The organism is Acinetobacter sp. NCu2D-2 (assembly GCF_001647675.1).
Lineage (GTDB): Bacteria > Pseudomonadota > Gammaproteobacteria > Pseudomonadales > Moraxellaceae > Acinetobacter.
In genome coordinates this window covers 1,615,410-1,632,701 of record NZ_CP015594.1, presented here as the reverse complement: position 1 = coordinate 1,632,701, position 17,292 = coordinate 1,615,410, and the positions used below count along the sequence as shown (strand labels likewise).

General features: G+C 38.8%; 17 protein-coding genes and 1 pseudogene. 7 read left to right on the top strand and 11 right to left on the bottom strand.

From position 1 onward, the window contains the following. Window positions 1-88 precede the first annotated feature (88 nt). Window positions 89-787, bottom strand: a complete 699-nt coding sequence (locus A3K93_RS07770) for a DNA polymerase III subunit epsilon (RefSeq protein ID WP_067730465.1) — start codon at window positions 785-787, stop codon at window positions 89-91. A gap of 84 nt (window positions 788-871) precedes the next feature. Next, a complete protein-coding gene (locus tag A3K93_RS07765; RefSeq protein WP_067730463.1) occupies window positions 872-1,318 on the bottom strand; it encodes a hypothetical protein in 447 nt (148 codons plus the stop codon). Window positions 1,319-1,581: 263 nt separating this feature from the next. Here A3K93_RS07765 and glyA point away from each other — a divergent pair, with 263 nt between their 5' ends. Both glyA and rnk read left to right on the top strand, forming a co-directional pair. Continuing rightward, entirely contained in the window at window positions 1,582-2,835 is a 1,254-nt protein-coding gene (gene glyA, locus A3K93_RS07760) for a serine hydroxymethyltransferase (protein WP_067730461.1), read from the top strand. Between the two features lie 127 nt (window positions 2,836-2,962). After that, entirely contained in the window at window positions 2,963-3,373 is a 411-nt protein-coding gene (gene rnk, locus A3K93_RS07755; protein WP_067730459.1) for a nucleoside diphosphate kinase regulator, read from the top strand. Window positions 3,374-3,420: 47 nt separating this feature from the next. Here rnk and A3K93_RS14825 read toward each other — a convergent pair whose 3' ends face one another. From A3K93_RS14825 to A3K93_RS07740, 3 genes are all read right to left on the bottom strand, one after another. Then, on the bottom strand, window positions 3,421-3,573 hold the full coding sequence (locus A3K93_RS14825; RefSeq protein ID WP_236761079.1) for a hypothetical protein: 153 nt from the start codon (window positions 3,571-3,573) through the stop codon (window positions 3,421-3,423). Window positions 3,574-3,608: 35 nt separating this feature from the next. Then, window positions 3,609-4,741 (bottom strand): IS3 family transposase gene (locus A3K93_RS14720; protein WP_227509863.1). Its coding sequence is split into 2 segments (ribosomal slippage): window positions 3,609-4,489 and window positions 4,489-4,741, totalling 1,134 coding nucleotides; the frame shifts between segments, so codons are not numbered across the junction. Between the two features lie 49 nt (window positions 4,742-4,790). Then, on the bottom strand, window positions 4,791-5,195 hold the full coding sequence (locus A3K93_RS07740; protein ID WP_236761078.1) for a TIGR00645 family protein: 405 nt from the start codon (window positions 5,193-5,195) through the stop codon (window positions 4,791-4,793). Window positions 5,196-5,434: 239 nt separating this feature from the next. On the opposite strand from A3K93_RS07740, the gene A3K93_RS07735 reads away from it, so the two are divergent. From A3K93_RS07735 to ahpF, 4 genes are all read left to right on the top strand, one after another. Continuing rightward, complete coding sequence (locus tag A3K93_RS07735) at window positions 5,435-6,244, top strand: tellurium resistance protein (RefSeq protein ID WP_067730457.1); 810 nt, start codon at window positions 5,435-5,437, stop codon at window positions 6,242-6,244. Next, on the top strand, window positions 6,241-7,371 hold the full coding sequence (locus A3K93_RS07730) for a toxic anion resistance protein (RefSeq protein ID WP_067730455.1): 1,131 nt from the start codon (window positions 6,241-6,243) through the stop codon (window positions 7,369-7,371). Before A3K93_RS07735 ends, A3K93_RS07730 begins: the two co-directional genes overlap by 4 nt. Window positions 7,372-7,409: 38 nt before the next feature. Beyond that, window positions 7,410-8,342 (top strand): hypothetical protein, encoded by a 933-nt coding sequence (locus A3K93_RS07725; RefSeq protein ID WP_227509862.1) that lies wholly within the window; start codon window positions 7,410-7,412, stop codon window positions 8,340-8,342. Between the two features lie 165 nt (window positions 8,343-8,507). Then, complete coding sequence (gene ahpF, locus A3K93_RS07720) at window positions 8,508-10,073, top strand: alkyl hydroperoxide reductase subunit F (RefSeq protein WP_067730451.1); 1,566 nt, start codon at window positions 8,508-8,510, stop codon at window positions 10,071-10,073. A 251-nt stretch (window positions 10,074-10,324) separates the two neighbouring features. On the opposite strand, the gene A3K93_RS07715 is transcribed toward ahpF, so the two are convergent. From A3K93_RS07715 to A3K93_RS07700, 4 genes are all read right to left on the bottom strand, one after another. Continuing rightward, window positions 10,325-10,579: a YfhL family 4Fe-4S dicluster ferredoxin gene (locus A3K93_RS07715; protein ID WP_067730449.1), complete on the bottom strand. Its 255-nt coding sequence runs from the start codon at window positions 10,577-10,579 to the stop codon at window positions 10,325-10,327. Window positions 10,580-10,581: 2 nt separating this feature from the next. After that, window positions 10,582-11,991, bottom strand: a complete 1,410-nt coding sequence (gene trhP, locus A3K93_RS07710; protein WP_067730447.1) for a prephenate-dependent tRNA uridine(34) hydroxylase TrhP — start codon at window positions 11,989-11,991, stop codon at window positions 10,582-10,584. A gap of 576 nt (window positions 11,992-12,567) precedes the next feature. Then, window positions 12,568-14,982, bottom strand: coding sequence for a membrane-bound PQQ-dependent dehydrogenase, glucose/quinate/shikimate family (locus A3K93_RS07705; RefSeq protein WP_067730445.1), 2,415 nt, complete (start codon window positions 14,980-14,982; stop codon window positions 12,568-12,570). A 371-nt stretch (window positions 14,983-15,353) separates the two neighbouring features. Continuing rightward, window positions 15,354-16,133: a ferredoxin--NADP reductase gene (locus A3K93_RS07700; protein WP_067730443.1), complete on the bottom strand. Its 780-nt coding sequence runs from the start codon at window positions 16,131-16,133 to the stop codon at window positions 15,354-15,356. Between the two features lie 105 nt (window positions 16,134-16,238). Between A3K93_RS07700 and tsaA the strand changes: the two genes are divergently transcribed. Beyond that, complete coding sequence (gene tsaA, locus A3K93_RS07695) at window positions 16,239-16,946, top strand: tRNA (N6-threonylcarbamoyladenosine(37)-N6)-methyltransferase TrmO (protein ID WP_067730441.1); 708 nt, start codon at window positions 16,239-16,241, stop codon at window positions 16,944-16,946. Window positions 16,947-16,965: 19 nt separating this feature from the next. Here tsaA and A3K93_RS14900 read toward each other — a convergent pair whose 3' ends face one another. Next, window positions 16,966-17,112: a hypothetical protein gene (locus A3K93_RS14900; protein WP_157883268.1), complete on the bottom strand. Its 147-nt coding sequence runs from the start codon at window positions 17,110-17,112 to the stop codon at window positions 16,966-16,968. 25 nt (window positions 17,113-17,137) lie between these two features. After that, window positions 17,138-17,239, bottom strand: a pseudogene (locus tag A3K93_RS15145) (integrase core domain-containing protein); the annotation flags it as partial. Window positions 17,240-17,292: the final 53 nt, after the last annotated feature.

The following is a 17,292-nucleotide window of genomic DNA, read 5'->3' as shown; positions in this document are numbered from 1 at the left end:
CTTTAGTTTTGTAAAGTCTAAACTTTGAATAGGCATATAAAAAAAGCCATACTTTTTAAGGTATGGCTTTTACTTTGGACAATGCAAATTAAAGTGTTTGAATCGCATTATTCTCAAGTGCTTTCCGTAGGTAAGGATCGAGATCGTCCTGACGAAGGAGCCATTGAATATAGTCAGCGGGCAATTCGCTAATCGCAGTACCACGATGCTTACCAAAGTTAATGGTACGTGGAATACGTGCATCTTCTGAAGCCGCATAAAGCTCTTCGATACTATTGATTTGTAAATGATGAACAATATGCATCAAGATGTTGGCAGTCAAAATGATATCCATATCAGCGCGATGCGCCTTACGGATCATGTCTCGGGCACGTTCGCTGCCTTTGGTAATCATATAGATTAAAGCTGAAATATTGTGTGCTTCGGCATCCGGCCAAACTCGGCGTGCGAGTGCCAATGTACAAATGGCTTTAATATTAGAACTATCTACACCACATTTTTCCAATGCGCGAATGTCATAATCAATATTATGACCAATAATGTATTGCGTCTCATTAGGCAATTTAAATGTCGAGTAGTGGGGCTGACCGACTAATTCAGATTCTAAAATATGATGAACCGCCATGGCAGCATAAGAAATTGGCTCATCGCAAGAATAGAGTTGGTCAAACAGTTTGCTTTTATCTAAGCTAATTTTATGGTCAATAATATCTACAGGTGCGTAAGCAATTTCAATGGGCTGGCCATTTAATGTATGGGTTTCAGTATCGAGAATAATTGCCTGCATCGTATTGCACCATCAGTATTGCTATATAACGTTCATATTAACGAGAAAAACTTAAAAATGATGCAGTGCGTTGACATAAAAGCGTTATTTTTCTGTAGAGATGATGCTTGCGTAATCTTTTTTAAGTTCATCGGATGAAATTAAAGCTTTATAGAGATGCAACGGTAGGCCATCTTCCTGATCGACAAGTTTAATTGGTTGAGTACCATCGCGGTATTCAAATATCGCAAGTGGAAAATGATCCCGATCAAGCACAATAAATCGATTGTCTTTAACTGCAATCTCAAAATGAAAGAAAGTCTGTTTTAGTAACCGTAAAAAAGTACTTTGATGACTGGATAATTTATTCAGCTCACGAATTCGGTCGCTCTCCGTTTGATGCATGCTTTTTAAATACAATTTTTGTTGATGTGTTAAAGGCGCTTGATAGCGTCTGACCGTTGTTGTTTGAGGACATGAGCTCGATTTTGTACCACGATAGATATAGCCTAAGCTAAAACCAATGATCAAGAAAAGAAGGGCAGCAAGCATAGTGAAATCAGTCTTTGGATTTTTACAGTTGTTATAGGTTGATAGATTTTGATTTTATCGTGTTATTAAAATTCAACGATTTAAAATCTCTATTTTTATTTCAATCATTTGATTTTACCACTTATGAGCTGATCGAATGTTTGAAATGAAATAAATTTATGGAAAACAGTCGCAAGTTCATGGTCGTAAATAGAAAAGTTCATGCTACAATACGCGCCAATCTTAGCACGGCTTAAAAGCCCTAATTTAATAGGACCTCGCTAATGTTTGCCAATACTTCAATTGCTCAATTTGACCCAGAATTAGCTCAAGCAATCTCTAACGAAGATGCTCGTCAAGAAGCTCACATTGAGTTAATCGCTTCTGAAAACTACTGCTCACCTGCAGTAATGGAAGCTCAAGGTTCAAAACTTACAAACAAATATGCGGAAGGCTACCCAGGCAAACGCTACTACGGCGGTTGCGAATACGTAGACGTAATCGAACAATTGGCAATTGACCGTGCTAAAGAACTCTTTGGTGCTGACTACGCTAACGTTCAACCACATGCGGGTTCTCAAGCAAACTCTGCAGTTTACTTAGCGCTTCTTAACCCTGGCGATACTGTTTTGGGTATGAGCCTTGCTCACGGTGGTCACTTGACTCACGGTGCAAAAGTTAGCTTCTCTGGTAAAACTTACAATGCAATTCAATACGGTCTAAACCCAGAAACTGGTGAGATCGATTATGAAGAAGTTGAACGTTTAGCTGTTGAACACAAGCCACGTATGATCGTTGCTGGTTTCTCTGCATACAGCCAAATCGTTGATTGGCAACGTTTCCGTGATATCGCGGACAAAGTTGGCGCTTACCTATTTGTAGATATGGCTCACGTTGCAGGTCTTGTTGCTGCTGGCGTTTACCCAAGCCCAGTACAAATTGCTGACGTAACAACAACGACGACTCATAAAACACTTCGTGGTCCACGTTCAGGTTTAATCCTTGCGAAAGCAAACGAAGAAATCGAGAAAAAATTACAGTCTGCTGTATTCCCAGGTAACCAAGGTGGTCCTTTAGTTCACGCTGTCGCAGCTAAAGCGATCTGCTTTAAAGAAGCAATGGCGCCTGAATACAAAGCATACCAACAACAAGTTGTGAAAAACGCGCAAGCAATGGCTGAAGTTCTGATTGAACGCGGTTATGACGTTGTTTCAGGCGGTACGAAAAACCACTTGTTCTTGTTATCTTTAATCAAACAAGACATCACTGGTAAAGATGCTGATGCTTGGTTAGGTGCTGCTCATATCACTGTTAACAAAAACTCTGTACCAAACGATCCACGCTCTCCATTCGTAACTTCTGGTATCCGTATCGGTACTCCTGCGGTAACAACTCGTGGTTTCGGCGAAGCTGAAGTACGTGAACTTGCAGGTTGGATCGCGGACATCCTAGATGCGAAAGGTGATGAAGCCGTGATTGCTGCAGTAAAAGAAAAAGTTGCTGCTGTATGTGCTAAATTCCCAGTATATGCAAAATAAATTAGCGTTTCACGTTAATGGAAAAAGCCTCCGTTAGGAGGCTTTTTTTATAGAATACACTTTTCATCTTTTGCAAATTTGCAGAATCAGCTATAACTTGGATAACAATTATAAGGAACATAACATCATGTCAAAACCACAACTTATTTTGTCAGAACAAGATCTCAACCGTTTGCAGACTATGCTTGAGCATCAGGACGCATTAACAGAGACCATGCAGCATCTTGAGGATGAACTGGCACGGGCTGAAGTGCGTTTACCACAAGATATTCCTGATAATGTTGTGACCATGCATGCGCAAGTGAAAGTTAAACTCTCTACGAATCAGCAAGCATCTGTAGTGACGTTAGTTTATCCGCATGAGTTTAAGGGTGAAGCAGGTCAGCTGAATGTCATTGCGCCTGTAGGTGCAGCGATTTTGGGTTTAGCTGAAGGTGAGGAAATTGTATGGCCGCAGCCGAATGGTCAATTGATGAATGTCAAAATTGAAAAAGTACTGTATCAACCTGAACGTGAAGGTGAAGGTGATTATCTCTAAATCAAAAGCCATGAATATTCATGGCTTTTTTAATGATGAGATTAGGTTTAGTGTTTAGAGATTTTATTTAAATAACCCATAATAAATGCAGACACCACAAAGGTCATATGCATAATCACATACCACATAATCTTATCGTTTTCGATATTCCGTGCATCCATAAAAATACGCAGTAGAGGTGGTCCCACTTGTTTGAACAACTAAAAGCTTATTTATAAGTGATATTCTGCTCTAGTTAAGCTACCTTATTTTGTTGTGGTAGCTGGTCATAGTAAAACTCATCTGGAGTCATTTTGTCCAGACTCGAATGAGGTCGTTTCAAATTATAAAATTCAAAATATGCGTTTAATTGCTTCTTCGCATCCAAAACATTGCTGTAGGCTTTGAGATAAACCTCCTCATATTTAACGCTGCGCCATAATCGTTCAATCATCACATTATCGACCCAACGACCTTTACCGTCCATGCTGATTTGGATGTCATTTGATTTTAACACTTCAATAAACGCATCACTGGTAAATTGACTGCCTTGGTCTGTATTAAAGATTTCAGGTCGACCATATTTTTCAATAGCTTCATTTAATGTTTCTATACAAAATGCAACCTCCATACTAATCGATACGCTATGGGCAAGCACCTTACGGCTGTACCAATCAATCACAGCACATAAGTAGACAAAGCCTTTTGCCATAGGGATATATGTTATATCCGTTGCCCACACTTGATTACTCCGTTGAATATTCAATCCTTTGAGCAGATATGGATATTTACAGTGAGCTTGATTGGCCTGACTTAGATTTGGTTTACGATATAACGCATTAATGCCCATTTTTTTCATTAAAGTACGTGTATGACGTCGTCCTATATGATGTCCTTGACGGTTCAATAAATCACGCATCATACGGCTACCTGCAAAAGGGTATTGCATATGTAATTCATCAATACAGCGCATCAGCTTCAGATCTGATGCACTCACAGGTTTTGGGCGATAGTAATAACAACCACGGGAGACTTTCAGTAGCTTAGCTTGCTTAGATACTGAAATCTGAAGTGAGTCGTCGATTAACTTTTGTGGTTGAAGCGGCCCAGTTTCTTCAACACACCTTCTAAAAAATCAATTTCTAATGCCTGCTCACCGATTTTTGCATGTAGTTTTTTTAGATCAATGGGTGGTTCTGCTGGAGCTTTTGATTGATCGAAGGCTTGCGAGGAAGCCGAAATCAATTGATTTTTCCAGTCGATAATTTGGTTTTGATGAACATCAAATTCAGCACTCAATTCAGCAAGTGTTTTTTCTGCTTTAATCGCAGCAAGTGCTACCTTAGCTTTAAAATCATTTGAATGATTTCTTCTTGGTCTACGTGCCATAAAATACTCCTTATATCGATGTTTATAACATCATTTGGGGAGCAAAATATCACTTATAGGTGTTGTTCAAATTTCCTGATCCACCTCTCAGTAAATGAATTGATGAAATAGCAACAATTGAAGCTGCCACTTTGAGTTTAAGTGAATTAGCATCCATTGTTCCAAGCCAATTCAGACGACCTTTATTTTCATCAATTTTCAGTTGAGAGACAAAATTTTCATAACCTGAAAACATCACCATCACAATTAAGCCACCGACCATGGTCATATCGACCAAAGATAAAATAACTAAGATCAGATCTGCTTCGCTATATTCAAAAATATGTGGAAGTACATGGACGACTTCCTGAAAGAATTTAAGTGCCAGTAAAAGGAGTGCGAAAGATAAGCCAAAATAAACAGGGGCTAAAATCCAACGTGCGGCATACATAGTGTTATGGAAAAAGCGTTCCATCTTCATCTTCTCAGTTTGTTATGATTGCTATACTTAGCTTGAATAATAAACGATATATAATGATTAATTCGAGAATTTTATACATATTTTCAGTGATCTAAGGTGCTTAACTAAAAATCTTATGAGCACCTATCTGTAATCAATAAACAAGAAAAAATGAAGAGATTCTTTGCAAAAATCTACATGAATTTATCGCGAAAAGCCTTAGTATAAAATCTCATCATGAGGTTCGTCGGTTTATGTCACAACATACAGCTTGGGTTCCATTACAGGATATTCCAGTCGATGCAAAAGAGCTTTTGCTGCTGAAGCGTGATTATTTGGTGCCTTTAATTCATGATCAATCACGATTAAACCGTTATGCCGATCAAATTATTCAAGCACAATCTGTGTTACTCAGTGGAGTCGATCCTCATCTTACACAGCAAATGAGTCAGAGTATTGAGCGTTTGATTGGTGTTTTGAATCAATCCACTAAAGTTTTAAAACCTAAAAAATTTAATGCGTTACAACGTTGGTTTGGGTTTGACTTGGAACATGCCTCTCAGCAGATAAATTATTATAAAAGTCTAGAGCATGATATTGACCGAACTAATCAACTAAGCCAAAAGATACAAGTCGAAATTCAAAAATCTCAAGCGCGCTTACAGCAACTGATGGGTTTACGTGAACAAATGGCGAAACATATTCAAGCTGCTGAAGAGTTTTTGGATGAATATCCTCAGTTTGTGCAATCTTCTGATGCTTTGGGTCATTTTAGAGAGCGTCTATCTAAAAAGATTTATAGCCTAAAGACCTTGCAAGCCAGTAATGATATTGCGATGAGTCAGATGCAGCTTTCTCAGCAATTGTCATTTTCATTGCTTGATCGTTATAAGGAAGCACAGCAGGTTTTATTACCTGCATGGCAATACCACATTCAACAAAGTCAAATGCCGCATAGCCAACACAATTTAAGTTCGCTAGAAAAGAGTCGGCAGAAATTAATTAAGACTTTAAAACAATCCATTGAGCATACAGCCAAGCAAAATAACAAAGGTGAAATATGAAAGCATCTGATATTGTCCATATTGAACATGAAAATAGCACTGAAATTACACAGCAAAACTTTCAGCATTTGGATTTAAAGTCTTTAGGTTTAAAGCAAGAAGACCTGCAAGATGTCATGGCTGTTAAACAAGAGCTAGATGAAATTAATCAGCATAATGTCGCTGAATACGGAAAGAATATTGCAACAAAAACAGCATCATATACTGATGAATTATTGGGCTTAGTTCAAAATAAAGACCTAGATGAAACGGGTAAAAAGTTGAATCAAGTGGTACAAGTGGCTCAAAAACTGAATACTTCAAGTATTTTAAATAAAAATCAAAATACAGGATTTTTAGGTGGATTACTCAGTAAGTTCAAAGGGGCAAAGCAAAGTTTTGATGTGCACTTCAATACCACCAAAGAGCAAATTGATGCCTTGGTGACTGAAATTGAAAGTTCTCAAACTGGTCTAAAAGCACGTGTAAGTACATTAGAGAAAATGTTTGAAGGTGTCCAAGATGAATATAAACAGCTTGGCTTACACATTGCAGCAGGGCAGTTACGCCAGCAAGAATTGCAAACTGAAATCGTACATTTGACCGATTTAGCTCAAGATCAAAATACCACGCAAAAAATTTATGATTTAAATCATCTTTCGAATAACTTAGAAAAGCGTGTGAGTGATTTACAGATTTTGCAGCAATCCGCACTGCAAACTTTACCGATGATTCGAATTATTCAATCTAACAACTTAATGTTGGTCGATAAGTTTTACGCCATTAAAAATATCACCTTACCAGCATGGAAAAATCAAATCAGTTTGGCGATCTCGCTCAATGAACAAAAAAATAGCGTGCAATTGGCCAATACAATTGATGATGCGACCAATGAATTGTTGAAACGTAATGCTGATTTGCTGCATCAAAACTCAGTAGATACAGCAAGAGCAAATCAGCGTTCAGTGATTGATATTGAAACGTTAGAGCATGTGCAAAATACGTTAATTAATACGGTCAACGATGTCATTCAGATTCAAAAAGAGGGCATGCAAAAGCGTTCAGAGGCAACACTTAAGCTGAAAGACTTACAAAGTAATTTAAATCAGTTGGTCATTGAAAGTGCCAATATAGATAATCCATCTTAAATATTTTGAAGATCGAACTTTTTATGAGGTAAGTGCTTTTGAATGAATCCCAGCCACTCTCTACCCAGGATATACGTCAAGGCTTAGTCGTCCTGAAAAAAAGACAGCGTAGTTTAAAGCTATGGACTGGCGTAGGGACGAGTTTTGTCTTAGCGACATTGGCAGGCTTATATTTACAACATGACTTGATCTATAGTTTTTTCGGATTGAGTAATGAGGTTCAGCAACTGCATATTCCTGTTTCAGTTCAGGATAATTTACTCATGTGGGGCAATGATCCCGATTATTTTTGGAGTTTGCTCTCTTGGTTTGGCTGGTTAATTGTTAAGATATTCTCGGCTTTTTTTTGCGCATTTATTGTGGTTAGTGCCCTGAAAAAATTTCGTTATTTTGCCATTCGATTTCAATCCTTTGTTTTAAAATTTGTCGGCTGGCTGATTGCGTTTATTTTGATTTGGTCAGGGCTGAGCTATTGGCAGCATGACCTGCAAGATGAACAAAAACAGATGACTGAAACCCTGGTTTATTATGATCAAAATATTCATCAGAGTACGATTGCACAATCTCTAACAGAGCAAAATACAGCTCAGCCTATTGAAGCTTATTTGTTAGCGCAAACAGCTTTATTACATCGACCTGCAGATCTGGCTTCCGCTAAACCTTATGTCAAGGTTTTAATAGATGCTGAAAATAAGGATGCAAACTTCGAGCGTTATGGATTCAAGTCAGAGCAACTTTGGTCAATGCAGCAACAAGTTTTTCAAGATGCCGTCACACCTGCAGCAAAATCTGTTCTGCCTAAAATTGAAAAAGCAGATCAGTTAAATGGCGTTGTTCAAACGATTTTAATTGTCTTCTTATTGATCAGCGCTGTATTCAGTTTGGTTATGTTTGTACTGTCTCGAAATATTCAAAATCGAACTCAGCGTATTGAACAGCAAATTTCAGTTAAATTTTTTGAAAAACGATAGATATCAATCATTTTTCGAAATTCCATTTCTATGCTTCAGTATGATAACGCATCTAATATCTATTTTTCCGATTGTATTTATAAATACTAACCGTTTTACCTATTTATTGGATTCTATTACTATTCTCTCATCGAATGAACATTTACTCCTTTGGAGACGTTAGCAATGTTAGACACAAATACTACAGCTCAATTAAAAGCACTTTTAGAACGCTTAGAAAGTCCAATCGAATTGGTTGCGACTTTAAATGACTCAGACAAATCTGCCAAAATCAAAGAACTGGTTGAAGAAATTGCGGCATTATCTTCACTTGTGACTGCACGTTTTGATGGTCAAAACAAACGTGCACCAAGCTTTGGTGTGGCAAAAGCAGGTGAAGAACCACGTGTTTACTTCGCAGGCTTGCCAATGGGCCATGAATTCACTTCATTAATTCTCGCATTACTTCAAACTTCAGGTTATGCACCAAAAGTATCTGATGAAGTTTTGGCTTCAATTAAAGGTTTAGGTGTTCAATCTAACTTTGACGTGTTTGTATCGTTAAGCTGCCATAACTGTCCTGACGTGGTTCAAGCATTGAACTTAATCGCGATCTACAACCCAGGCACAACCACCACCATGATTGATGGTGCATTCTTCCAAGACGAAGTTGAAGAACGCAAAATTATGGCGGTACCGATGGTCTTCCAAGACAACGAACATATCGGTCAAGGTCGTATGACATTGGAAGAAATCATTGCCAAGTTAGATACCAACTCTGCTGCCAAAGATGCTGAAAAATTAAATGCTAAAGATGCATTTGATGTGCTTGTGATTGGGGGTGGCCCTGCAGGGAACACTTCTGCAATCTATGCAGCACGTAAAGGTATTAAAACTGGGATCGTGGCTGAACGCATGGGCGGTCAGGTTATGGATACCATGGACATTGAAAACTACACTTCAGTACAAAAAACTCAAGGTCCTAAGTTTGCTGCTGAAATGGAAGCACACGTTCGTGAATATGGTGTGGACATCATGAACCTACAACGTGTATCTGACATCAAAGGTGCGGATGAAACTGCCAATGGTTTAGTTGAAGTGACTCTTGAAAATGGTGCAAAACTTGAATCGAAAACTGTCATCCTGTCTACAGGTGCACGTTGGAGAGAAATGAATGTACCGGGTGAGCAAGAATATAAAACACGTGGTGTTGCGTACTGCCCACACTGTGATGGTCCATTGTTCAAAGGCAAACGCGTTGCTGTGATTGGTGGTGGTAACTCAGGTGTAGAAGCGGCGATTGACCTTGCAGGTATTGTTGAGCATGTAACATTGGTTGAGTTTGATACCAAACTTCGTGCTGACCAAGTATTGCAAGACAAACTCAACAGCTTGCCGAATACGACTGTGATCAAAAATGCCTTGTCGACTGAAGTGGTTGGTGATGGTTCACAAGTGACGGCTTTGAAATACAAAGACCGTGCCTCTGATGAAGAGCACACTGTTGAACTTGCAGGTATCTTCGTACAAATCGGTTTGTTACCAAACACGGATTTCTTAAAAGAAACCAAAGTTGAATTAACCAACCGTGGTGAGATTGTGATTAATGAGCGCAACGAAACCAATGTGAAAGGTGTATTTGCTGCGGGTGACTGTACTACAGTGCCGTACAAACAAATCATCATTGCCACAGGTGAAGGCGCGAAAGCATCACTGTCTGCTTTTGATTACATCATCCGTTCTGGGCAATAAATAAAAAGCACCTAGGATTCCCCTTATCCTAGGTGCTTAAGCTCGGATTTATAATCTATTATCGTTTTATAGGAACTTTGGACGCTAACACCGGAGTTCCTTTTTTTATTCATCTAACTACAAAATAAACTTTCCCCACATGAGTTTAGTTTGTAGTTATTTGTGCTGCTTTTTTTGTTTTAACCTTCTTATTGTACTTTCCCCAAGGTCATCTTCTAAAAAGCAAAAGCTATACCAATTTTAATTTTTTCTTAAGAATTTAATAGATTCAATCGGTTAAACTTATCCAACAATTCTTCCTTTGTTTCCTGATGTTCAGGATGTGGCACAATGCACTCAATTGGACAGACATCGACACAAGTTTGACGTTCATAAAAACCCACACATTCCGTGCAGCGATTGACGTCAATCTCATAGACTTTTGCACCCTCATAAATGGCATCGTTGGGACACTCTGGTAAGCACATATCACAATTAATGCATTTATCTGTAATGAGTAACGCCATGTTTAACTCACTTGATAAGCCAAAGACGATGCTGAAATATCGGCAGTTGAATTTGGTAAATTACGAATGAGTAGGGCATACGACATATCGACATCTGCCGGTACAGGAATTTGAACAATGTGGCCCGAACCTTTTGCATCGAGAACGTGATTACCTTTTAAATCTTGTATTTGAGTCAAGACAAAAGTGATATTGCCTGATGTGGTCATCAGCTCCAAAGTGTCACCGACCACAAAACGGTTTTTTACATCAATTTTGATGTAATCGCCATGACGTTCTAAGACTTCACCACAGAATTGTTGATGATCGAAACTTGATGAACCATTTTCATAGTTTTGATATTCACTATGCACATGACGACGCAAGAAACCTTCGGTATAACCACGGTTCGCCAACCCTTCAAGTTGTGTCATCAGTGATGGATCAAACGCTTTGCCTGCAAGTGCATCATCAATGGCTTTACGATAAATTTGAGCTGTACGCGCACAGTAGAAATAGGATTTGGTACGACCTTCAATTTTCAGTGAGTGCACACCAATTTTGGTGAGGCGATCGACATGTTGTACTGCACGTAAATCTTTCGAGTTCATAAAGTAAGTGCCGTGTTCATCTTCTTCTGCGGCAAACATATCTTCGTCATTACGTTGTAATAACACAGGTGCGTCAAATTGATGTTGTGCTTGCATATGCGCTTCGTCAGCATCTTTAGAGCAACAACCTGAATCGAGATTTTTTACAGGAATCACATCACCTGTTTCATCCTCGACTGCATCAAGTACTTTGTATTCCCAACGACACGCGTTGGTACATGCACCTTGGTTGGCATCACGTTTGTTCATATAGCCAGAGAGCATGCAACGACCTGAGTAGGCCATACACAGCGCACCATGAACGAAGACTTCGATTTCCATATCCGGCACGTTTTGTTTGATTTCTTCGATTTCTTCTAAGGAGAGTTCACGTGACAAAATCACGCGAGTTAAGCCCATATTTTTCCAAAACTTGACCGTTGCCCAGTTCACTGCATTGGCTTGTACAGACAGGTGAATGTTCATGTGAGGAAAATACTCACGTACCATCATAATCAGGCCAGGGTCAGACATGATCAGGGCATCAGGTTGCATGGCAACCACGGGTTCTAAATCACGAATAAAATTTTTTAATTTTGAGTTATGCGGCTGAATGTTCACCACCACATAGAATTTTTTACCCAATGCATGGGCTGCTTGAATGCCTATGGCAAGATTGTCATGGTCAAACTCATTGTTACGAACACGCAGGCTATAGCGGGGTTGTCCTGCATAGACGGCATCTGCACCATAAGCAAAGGCATAGCGCATATTTTTCAATGAACCTGCAGGTGAGAGAAGTTCGGTCACGGTGGTTATGCTCATGATAAAATCGAAAGACATAAAAAAAGTATGGCTTTTATTTTATGCATCTAAAAATAGGATTCAACCAAGTAAAATACTCGGAAATACAAGATTTTGTTGAATATTTAAACAATTTAATATTGAAGATGATGCGTGAACTTAATTCAAAGTTTTAACGTTGAATTGATATCTCACGTAAATTTTTAAAGGGATGATGAGAGAGCTTAGGGAATATAAATTAGCATGCTAGAATTTTTTAACTTAATTCATTTAATAATTTTAAGTCTTTTATTTTATTGATAATTTAATGTAAGTGTAGGGCAATTTTTCTATTAATATTCGCATATCATTATGTTGGATTTTGTATGAGGATAATTAAGGTTTAAAATGCATTAAACACAGTTCTAAAGTCTAAAAATATTGAATAAAAAGCACTTTTTAAACATGCTATTAATCCTTTTACGAATGCTGATTGTTTGCATGAAAATTAGACTGAATTAGTTTTTCTCAGCTCTGAAATTTGGGACATAAGGGGAAAGATTGATAGAGCTATCTGCGATGAAATGAAAAAAAACCGAAGCCTAGGCTTCGGTTTTTTGTTTTACCATCAAAAAATTATTTTTGATCAGGTAAAGCAAAGGCAATGATATAGTCGCCAACATCTTTAGAATGGCTTGCACCACCTGCAGAAATCACAACATATTGTTTGCCGGTTTTTGGAGATTTATAAATCAATGGTGCAGCAACAGCAGCAACAGGAAGCTCTGCTTTCCACACTTCTTTACCCGTTTTTGAATCAAGTGCACGTAGGTAGTAATCTTGAGTACCTGCGAAGAACACCAGACCAGAGGCTGTTGAAGTAGGGCCACCGAGTGTTGGCATACCTAAAGGAATTGGCATATGGGTTTTGACACCTAATGGACCTAATTCTTTAGCGGTACCCATTGGTACTTCCCAAACGACTTTTTTAGATTTCAAGTCGATGGCAGTCATCGTACCAAATGGTGGTTTGTTACAAGGTACACCCAATTTAGATTGCATGATGTCGATTTTTACACCGGCATATGGACCTGCCAATTGAGGACGTACTGTACCCATAAATCCAGGCACTTCATCAGTGGAAATATGATATTTGTGCATATCTTCTTTACGCACCAATGACATACGCAGTGGCATACGCATATCGTTAACATACATCATGCCAGTTGATTCATCAATCGAGATACCACCCCAGTTGAAACCACCGAGTAGGCTAGGCCATTCGATATATGGTTTTTCACCTGGTGCAGTGTAAAGACCATTATAGACAGAGTCTTTAAAGTCAATACGACATGCCAATTGGTCAAAGGTTGAGATCCCCCACATATCTTGTTCAGTGAGCGTTTCATTACCAATTTGTGGCATACCCACAGAGAATGGTTGAGTTGGAGAAAGTTTTTCACCTTCAGCACCATTAGTGTCGACAGGACGTTCTTCAACTTTGGTAATAGGTTTACCCGTACGACGGTCAAGGACAAAGATTTGACCCATTTTGGTCGTTTGGATCAACGCAGGCACTTTTTTACCATGATCATCGGTCATGTCATAAAGTACAGGTTGTGACGGTAAGTCGTAATCCCAAACATCATGGTGAACTGTTTGATACGTCCAGACTGTTTTACCTGTTGAGGCATTGACAGCCACAACGGCTGAACCAAATTTTTCTTTGGCTGCGTTACGGTCACCGCCCCAGTAGTCAGGAGGACCATTACCTGTAGGCAAGTAAACCAAATTCAGGTCTTTGTCATAGGTTGGGATAGTCCACATGTTTGGTGTTTCTAAAGTAAAGCCTTTGCCATCTTTAGGTTCACCTACAAGTTCAGGATTACCAACATCCCACGCCCAAGCCAATTTACCCGTACGAACGTCATAGGCACGGACAACACCTGAAGGTTCGCCATGCACAATATCACGTACCCAACCGCCTAATACGGCAACATGACCGGCAATCAGTGGGGTAGATGTTGGATGGTAACGTTTACTTTGTTCAGTCGGGCCCATGTCATGTAGAACATCGACTTGACCATTAACACCGAACTCAGGACATAAAGCACCGGTTTTGGCATTTAACGCAATTAAACGACCATCAACCGTAGAGGTTAAAATACGTTGTGGACATGCTTTAATGCCCGGTGCTTGAAGGTCTGCTGCAGTTAAAGATTTATCTTTAGTGGCATCATAATAACCGACACCACGGCAGGTAATATGTTCTGCAGTTTTCGCTTTTGGATCATATTTCCAAAGGGCACGACCTGTATCACCATCAATCGCTGAAATAATGTTGGTTGGTGTACATGAGTACAATGTGCTGCCAATTTGAATTGGGGTATTTTCATCGACACCAGCAGAAGTATCACGACCTGTATGGTAAGTCCAAGCAACTTTGAGATCTTTGACATTTTCAGGGGTAATGTCGGTATATGGTGCAAAACGCGTACCGTTACCATTACGACCGAAATATTCCCAATCGCCTGGGTTTTCAGCATTTGGTTTTGCAAGTTCAGGATCTTGCACAATATCAATTGGATTTAAGATTGTGCCATGTGGGAAGAATGCCGCAATAAGTGCAGCAACACAGCCTGCAAATCCAGCAAAGCCAATACGGTTACCGATTTTAACTTTTGCTGCATCCAATGCAGTTAAGCTTTTACTTGCCCAAAGACTAAGGACAAATAAAATGGTCGGTACAACCAAACGTGGGATATATTGCCAGAAGCTCAAGCCTTGAACCTCAATAACAGCCCAAATGACGGTCGCAACAAATGTCACAATGGAAAGCCAAAAACCTGCGGCTTTTTTCATTGCATAGAGAACAGCGATTGCAGCATAGGCAATCCCTGCTAAAAGATAATAACTTGTACCACCAAGGCTTAATAATTTAGCACCTTGAATGATCAAGTACAGCGCAATAGCTAAAGTTAGAACGACCACAATCAGTCGATAAACTTTAGACCCTGTACGCTCGATAGAGGTGGGTTGTTCAGTGCTCATACCTTGCCTATAGAAAATGGCCTGGTTGCATAAACGGTGAAGCGGAAGAATGGGATCTAAATAGATCGAATTAATGTTTTCAAGGTTTATGTAACTAAGTCTTTATCGAGGATAAATCCTCAGGAGAAATAAATTACAGTGATATATTCTAACATTTTCGACCTTGGTTGGGCTGAAACTTATATTTTTAAAATTAATACTTATTATTTATCTTAAATTATTAACATTTGAGTTTTGTGTATAAGTACCTAATAATGAATAATAATTTTAATTTTAAATATTCTGACTTATTTGATTAGACTAAGACTAAATATCTATAAAAAACGCATGCTCAAGGCATGCGTTTTAGGCTACAAAAGTAATTTTTCAGATTATTTTTCTACGAAAGCACGTTCAATTACGTAGTCGCCAAGTACTCCCATACGTGGAGATTCTTTAAGACCGTGTTGGTCAAGAAGCGCTGCCACATCATCAAGGAATGCAGGAGAACCACATAGCATTGCACGGTCAGTTTCAGGGTTGAAACGTGGTAAACCGATTTTCTCGAATAAAGCACCAGTTTCAATGGCAGTCGTCACACGACCTTGCGTATGGAAATCTTCACGAGTCACTGTAGGGTAGTAAACCAATTTGTCTTTCGCACCCAATTCACCAAAGAATTCGTGATTTGGAATTTCATTTAAGATGAGATCTTGGTATGCCAATTCTGAAACATAACGTGTACCGTGAACCACGATAATTTTTTCAAAACGTTCGTAAGTTTCAGGATCACGAATCACTGAAAGGAATGGTGCAAGACCTGTACCTGAAGAAAGTAGGTATAAGTTTTTACCTGGATTTAAGTCATCAAGTACTAAAGTACCTGTCGGTTTCTTAGAAACTAAAATTTCGTCGCCAACTTTAACTTTTTGTAAAATTGAAGTTAAAGGGCCATCTGGCACTTTAATTGAGAAGAATTCAAGTTCTTCTTCGTAGTTTGCACTTGCGATTGAATAAGCACGCATTAAAGGCTTGCCGTTGACTTCTAAGCCGATCATCACAAACTGACCGTTTTTAAAACGTAATGCAGTGTCACGAGTCGTTTTAAAAGAGAATAATGTGTCATTCCAGTGGTGGACGTGAGTAATCTTTTCGACGTTAAACGCAGCCATTAAAGGTCTCAATAAATTATCAAATTAGAACAGCTTGCTATTCTAATCTAAAATCATTCTCGATAAACTGAATATATTTAATTGAGCTTATCAAAAAAAGTGATTATGACCGAACTGACTTTACCCATTATTGGTATAATGAAATCTCCCTACAAAGAAAAGTTTGGTATTCCTCGTCAGCCCAATTTGGTTAATGTCGAAAGTTATATTGAAATGCAGCCACCCTATAATGATTTACTGGCATTTGAGGGGATCGAGGCATTTAGTCATCTTTGGTTAGTTTGGCAATTCCACGATAATAAACATCAAGAAAAAACGCAGTTTCGTCCACAAGTACGCCCACCGCGTTTAGGTGGTAATAAAAGAATTGGTGTATTTGCCACACGCAGTATGTATCGACCAGCACCGATTGGTTTATCAGTAGTAAAATTAAATCGTGTCGAAAAAATCGGTAAATCGGTTCGTGTTTATGTCACAGGCAGTGATTTACTCGATGGAACACCCATTGTAGATATAAAACCTTATATTCAATATTCAGATGCAGTTGTTGATGCTCAAAGTGGTTATGCTCAAGAGGAGCCTGAGCGAAAACAAGTGATTTGGTCAGAAGACGCTGTAATCCAGAGAGATATGCTGATTAAAAACGGTAAGTTATCGGCACAGATCATTGATGAGCTTGAACAGGTTTTATCTTTAGATCCACGTCCAGCGTACCAAGATGATGAAGATCGAGTATACGGAATGAAATTTGCGGATGTTGATGTGAAGTTTGTTAGTAGAAAATGTAATATTTTGATCGGAAAGTTGGATTAACTTTCCGATCATTTAATAATTACTTACTTATGATTTTATCAATCGCTTCAGCAGCAACAGCATTAAAATGACTACATTCATCATCTAAGTCAGGATTTAATTCTGACCAATTATAGTTTTCACCTTTACGATAGTATTCTGCGTAGAAGAATGGTAATCCTCCCATAAATAACCGAAGTTAAAAGTAGAGGTTAAGCAGCCATTAGAGGTGGCTTTCCTTTGTTAGCTTGATGTGGTCTTTCATGGTTGTAATGCCACAACCAGTTTGTTGCATAATCTTGTACTTCATCCAAAGCGCTTTGTTGCACAAAGATTTGAAATGCAAAGCGCCCCTAATTGAGCCAAA

What these genes read in the sequence shown, in the direction of transcription:
- glyA (WP_067730461.1), top strand. Translation starts at nt 1,582, where the DNA reads ATGTTTGCCAATACTTCAATTGCTCAATTTGACCCAGAATTAGCTCAA.
- A3K93_RS07765 (WP_067730463.1), bottom strand. Translation starts at nt 1,318, where the DNA reads ATGCTTGCTGCCCTTCTTTTCTTGATCATTGGTTTTAGCTTAGGCTAT.
- A3K93_RS07730 (WP_067730455.1), top strand. Translation starts at nt 6,241, where the DNA reads ATGAAAGCATCTGATATTGTCCATATTGAACATGAAAATAGCACTGAA.
- A3K93_RS07715 (WP_067730449.1), bottom strand. Translation starts at nt 10,579, where the DNA reads ATGGCGTTACTCATTACAGATAAATGCATTAATTGTGATATGTGCTTA.
- rnk (WP_067730459.1), top strand. Translation starts at nt 2,963, where the DNA reads ATGTCAAAACCACAACTTATTTTGTCAGAACAAGATCTCAACCGTTTG.
- A3K93_RS07705 (WP_067730445.1), bottom strand. Translation starts at nt 14,982, where the DNA reads ATGAGCACTGAACAACCCACCTCTATCGAGCGTACAGGGTCTAAAGTT.
- A3K93_RS07735 (WP_067730457.1), top strand. Translation starts at nt 5,435, where the DNA reads ATGTCACAACATACAGCTTGGGTTCCATTACAGGATATTCCAGTCGAT.
- ahpF (WP_067730451.1), top strand. Translation starts at nt 8,508, where the DNA reads ATGTTAGACACAAATACTACAGCTCAATTAAAAGCACTTTTAGAACGC.
- A3K93_RS14900 (WP_157883268.1), bottom strand. Translation starts at nt 17,112, where the DNA reads ATGGGAGGATTACCATTCTTCTACGCAGAATACTATCGTAAAGGTGAA.
- A3K93_RS07700 (WP_067730443.1), bottom strand. Translation starts at nt 16,133, where the DNA reads ATGGCTGCGTTTAACGTCGAAAAGATTACTCACGTCCACCACTGGAAT.
- A3K93_RS07770 (WP_067730465.1), bottom strand. Translation starts at nt 787, where the DNA reads ATGCAGGCAATTATTCTCGATACTGAAACCCATACATTAAATGGCCAG.
- A3K93_RS07740 (WP_236761078.1), bottom strand. Translation starts at nt 5,195, where the DNA reads ATGGAACGCTTTTTCCATAACACTATGTATGCCGCACGTTGGATTTTA.
- tsaA (WP_067730441.1), top strand. Translation starts at nt 16,239, where the DNA reads ATGACCGAACTGACTTTACCCATTATTGGTATAATGAAATCTCCCTAC.
- trhP (WP_067730447.1), bottom strand. Translation starts at nt 11,991, where the DNA reads ATGTCTTTCGATTTTATCATGAGCATAACCACCGTGACCGAACTTCTC.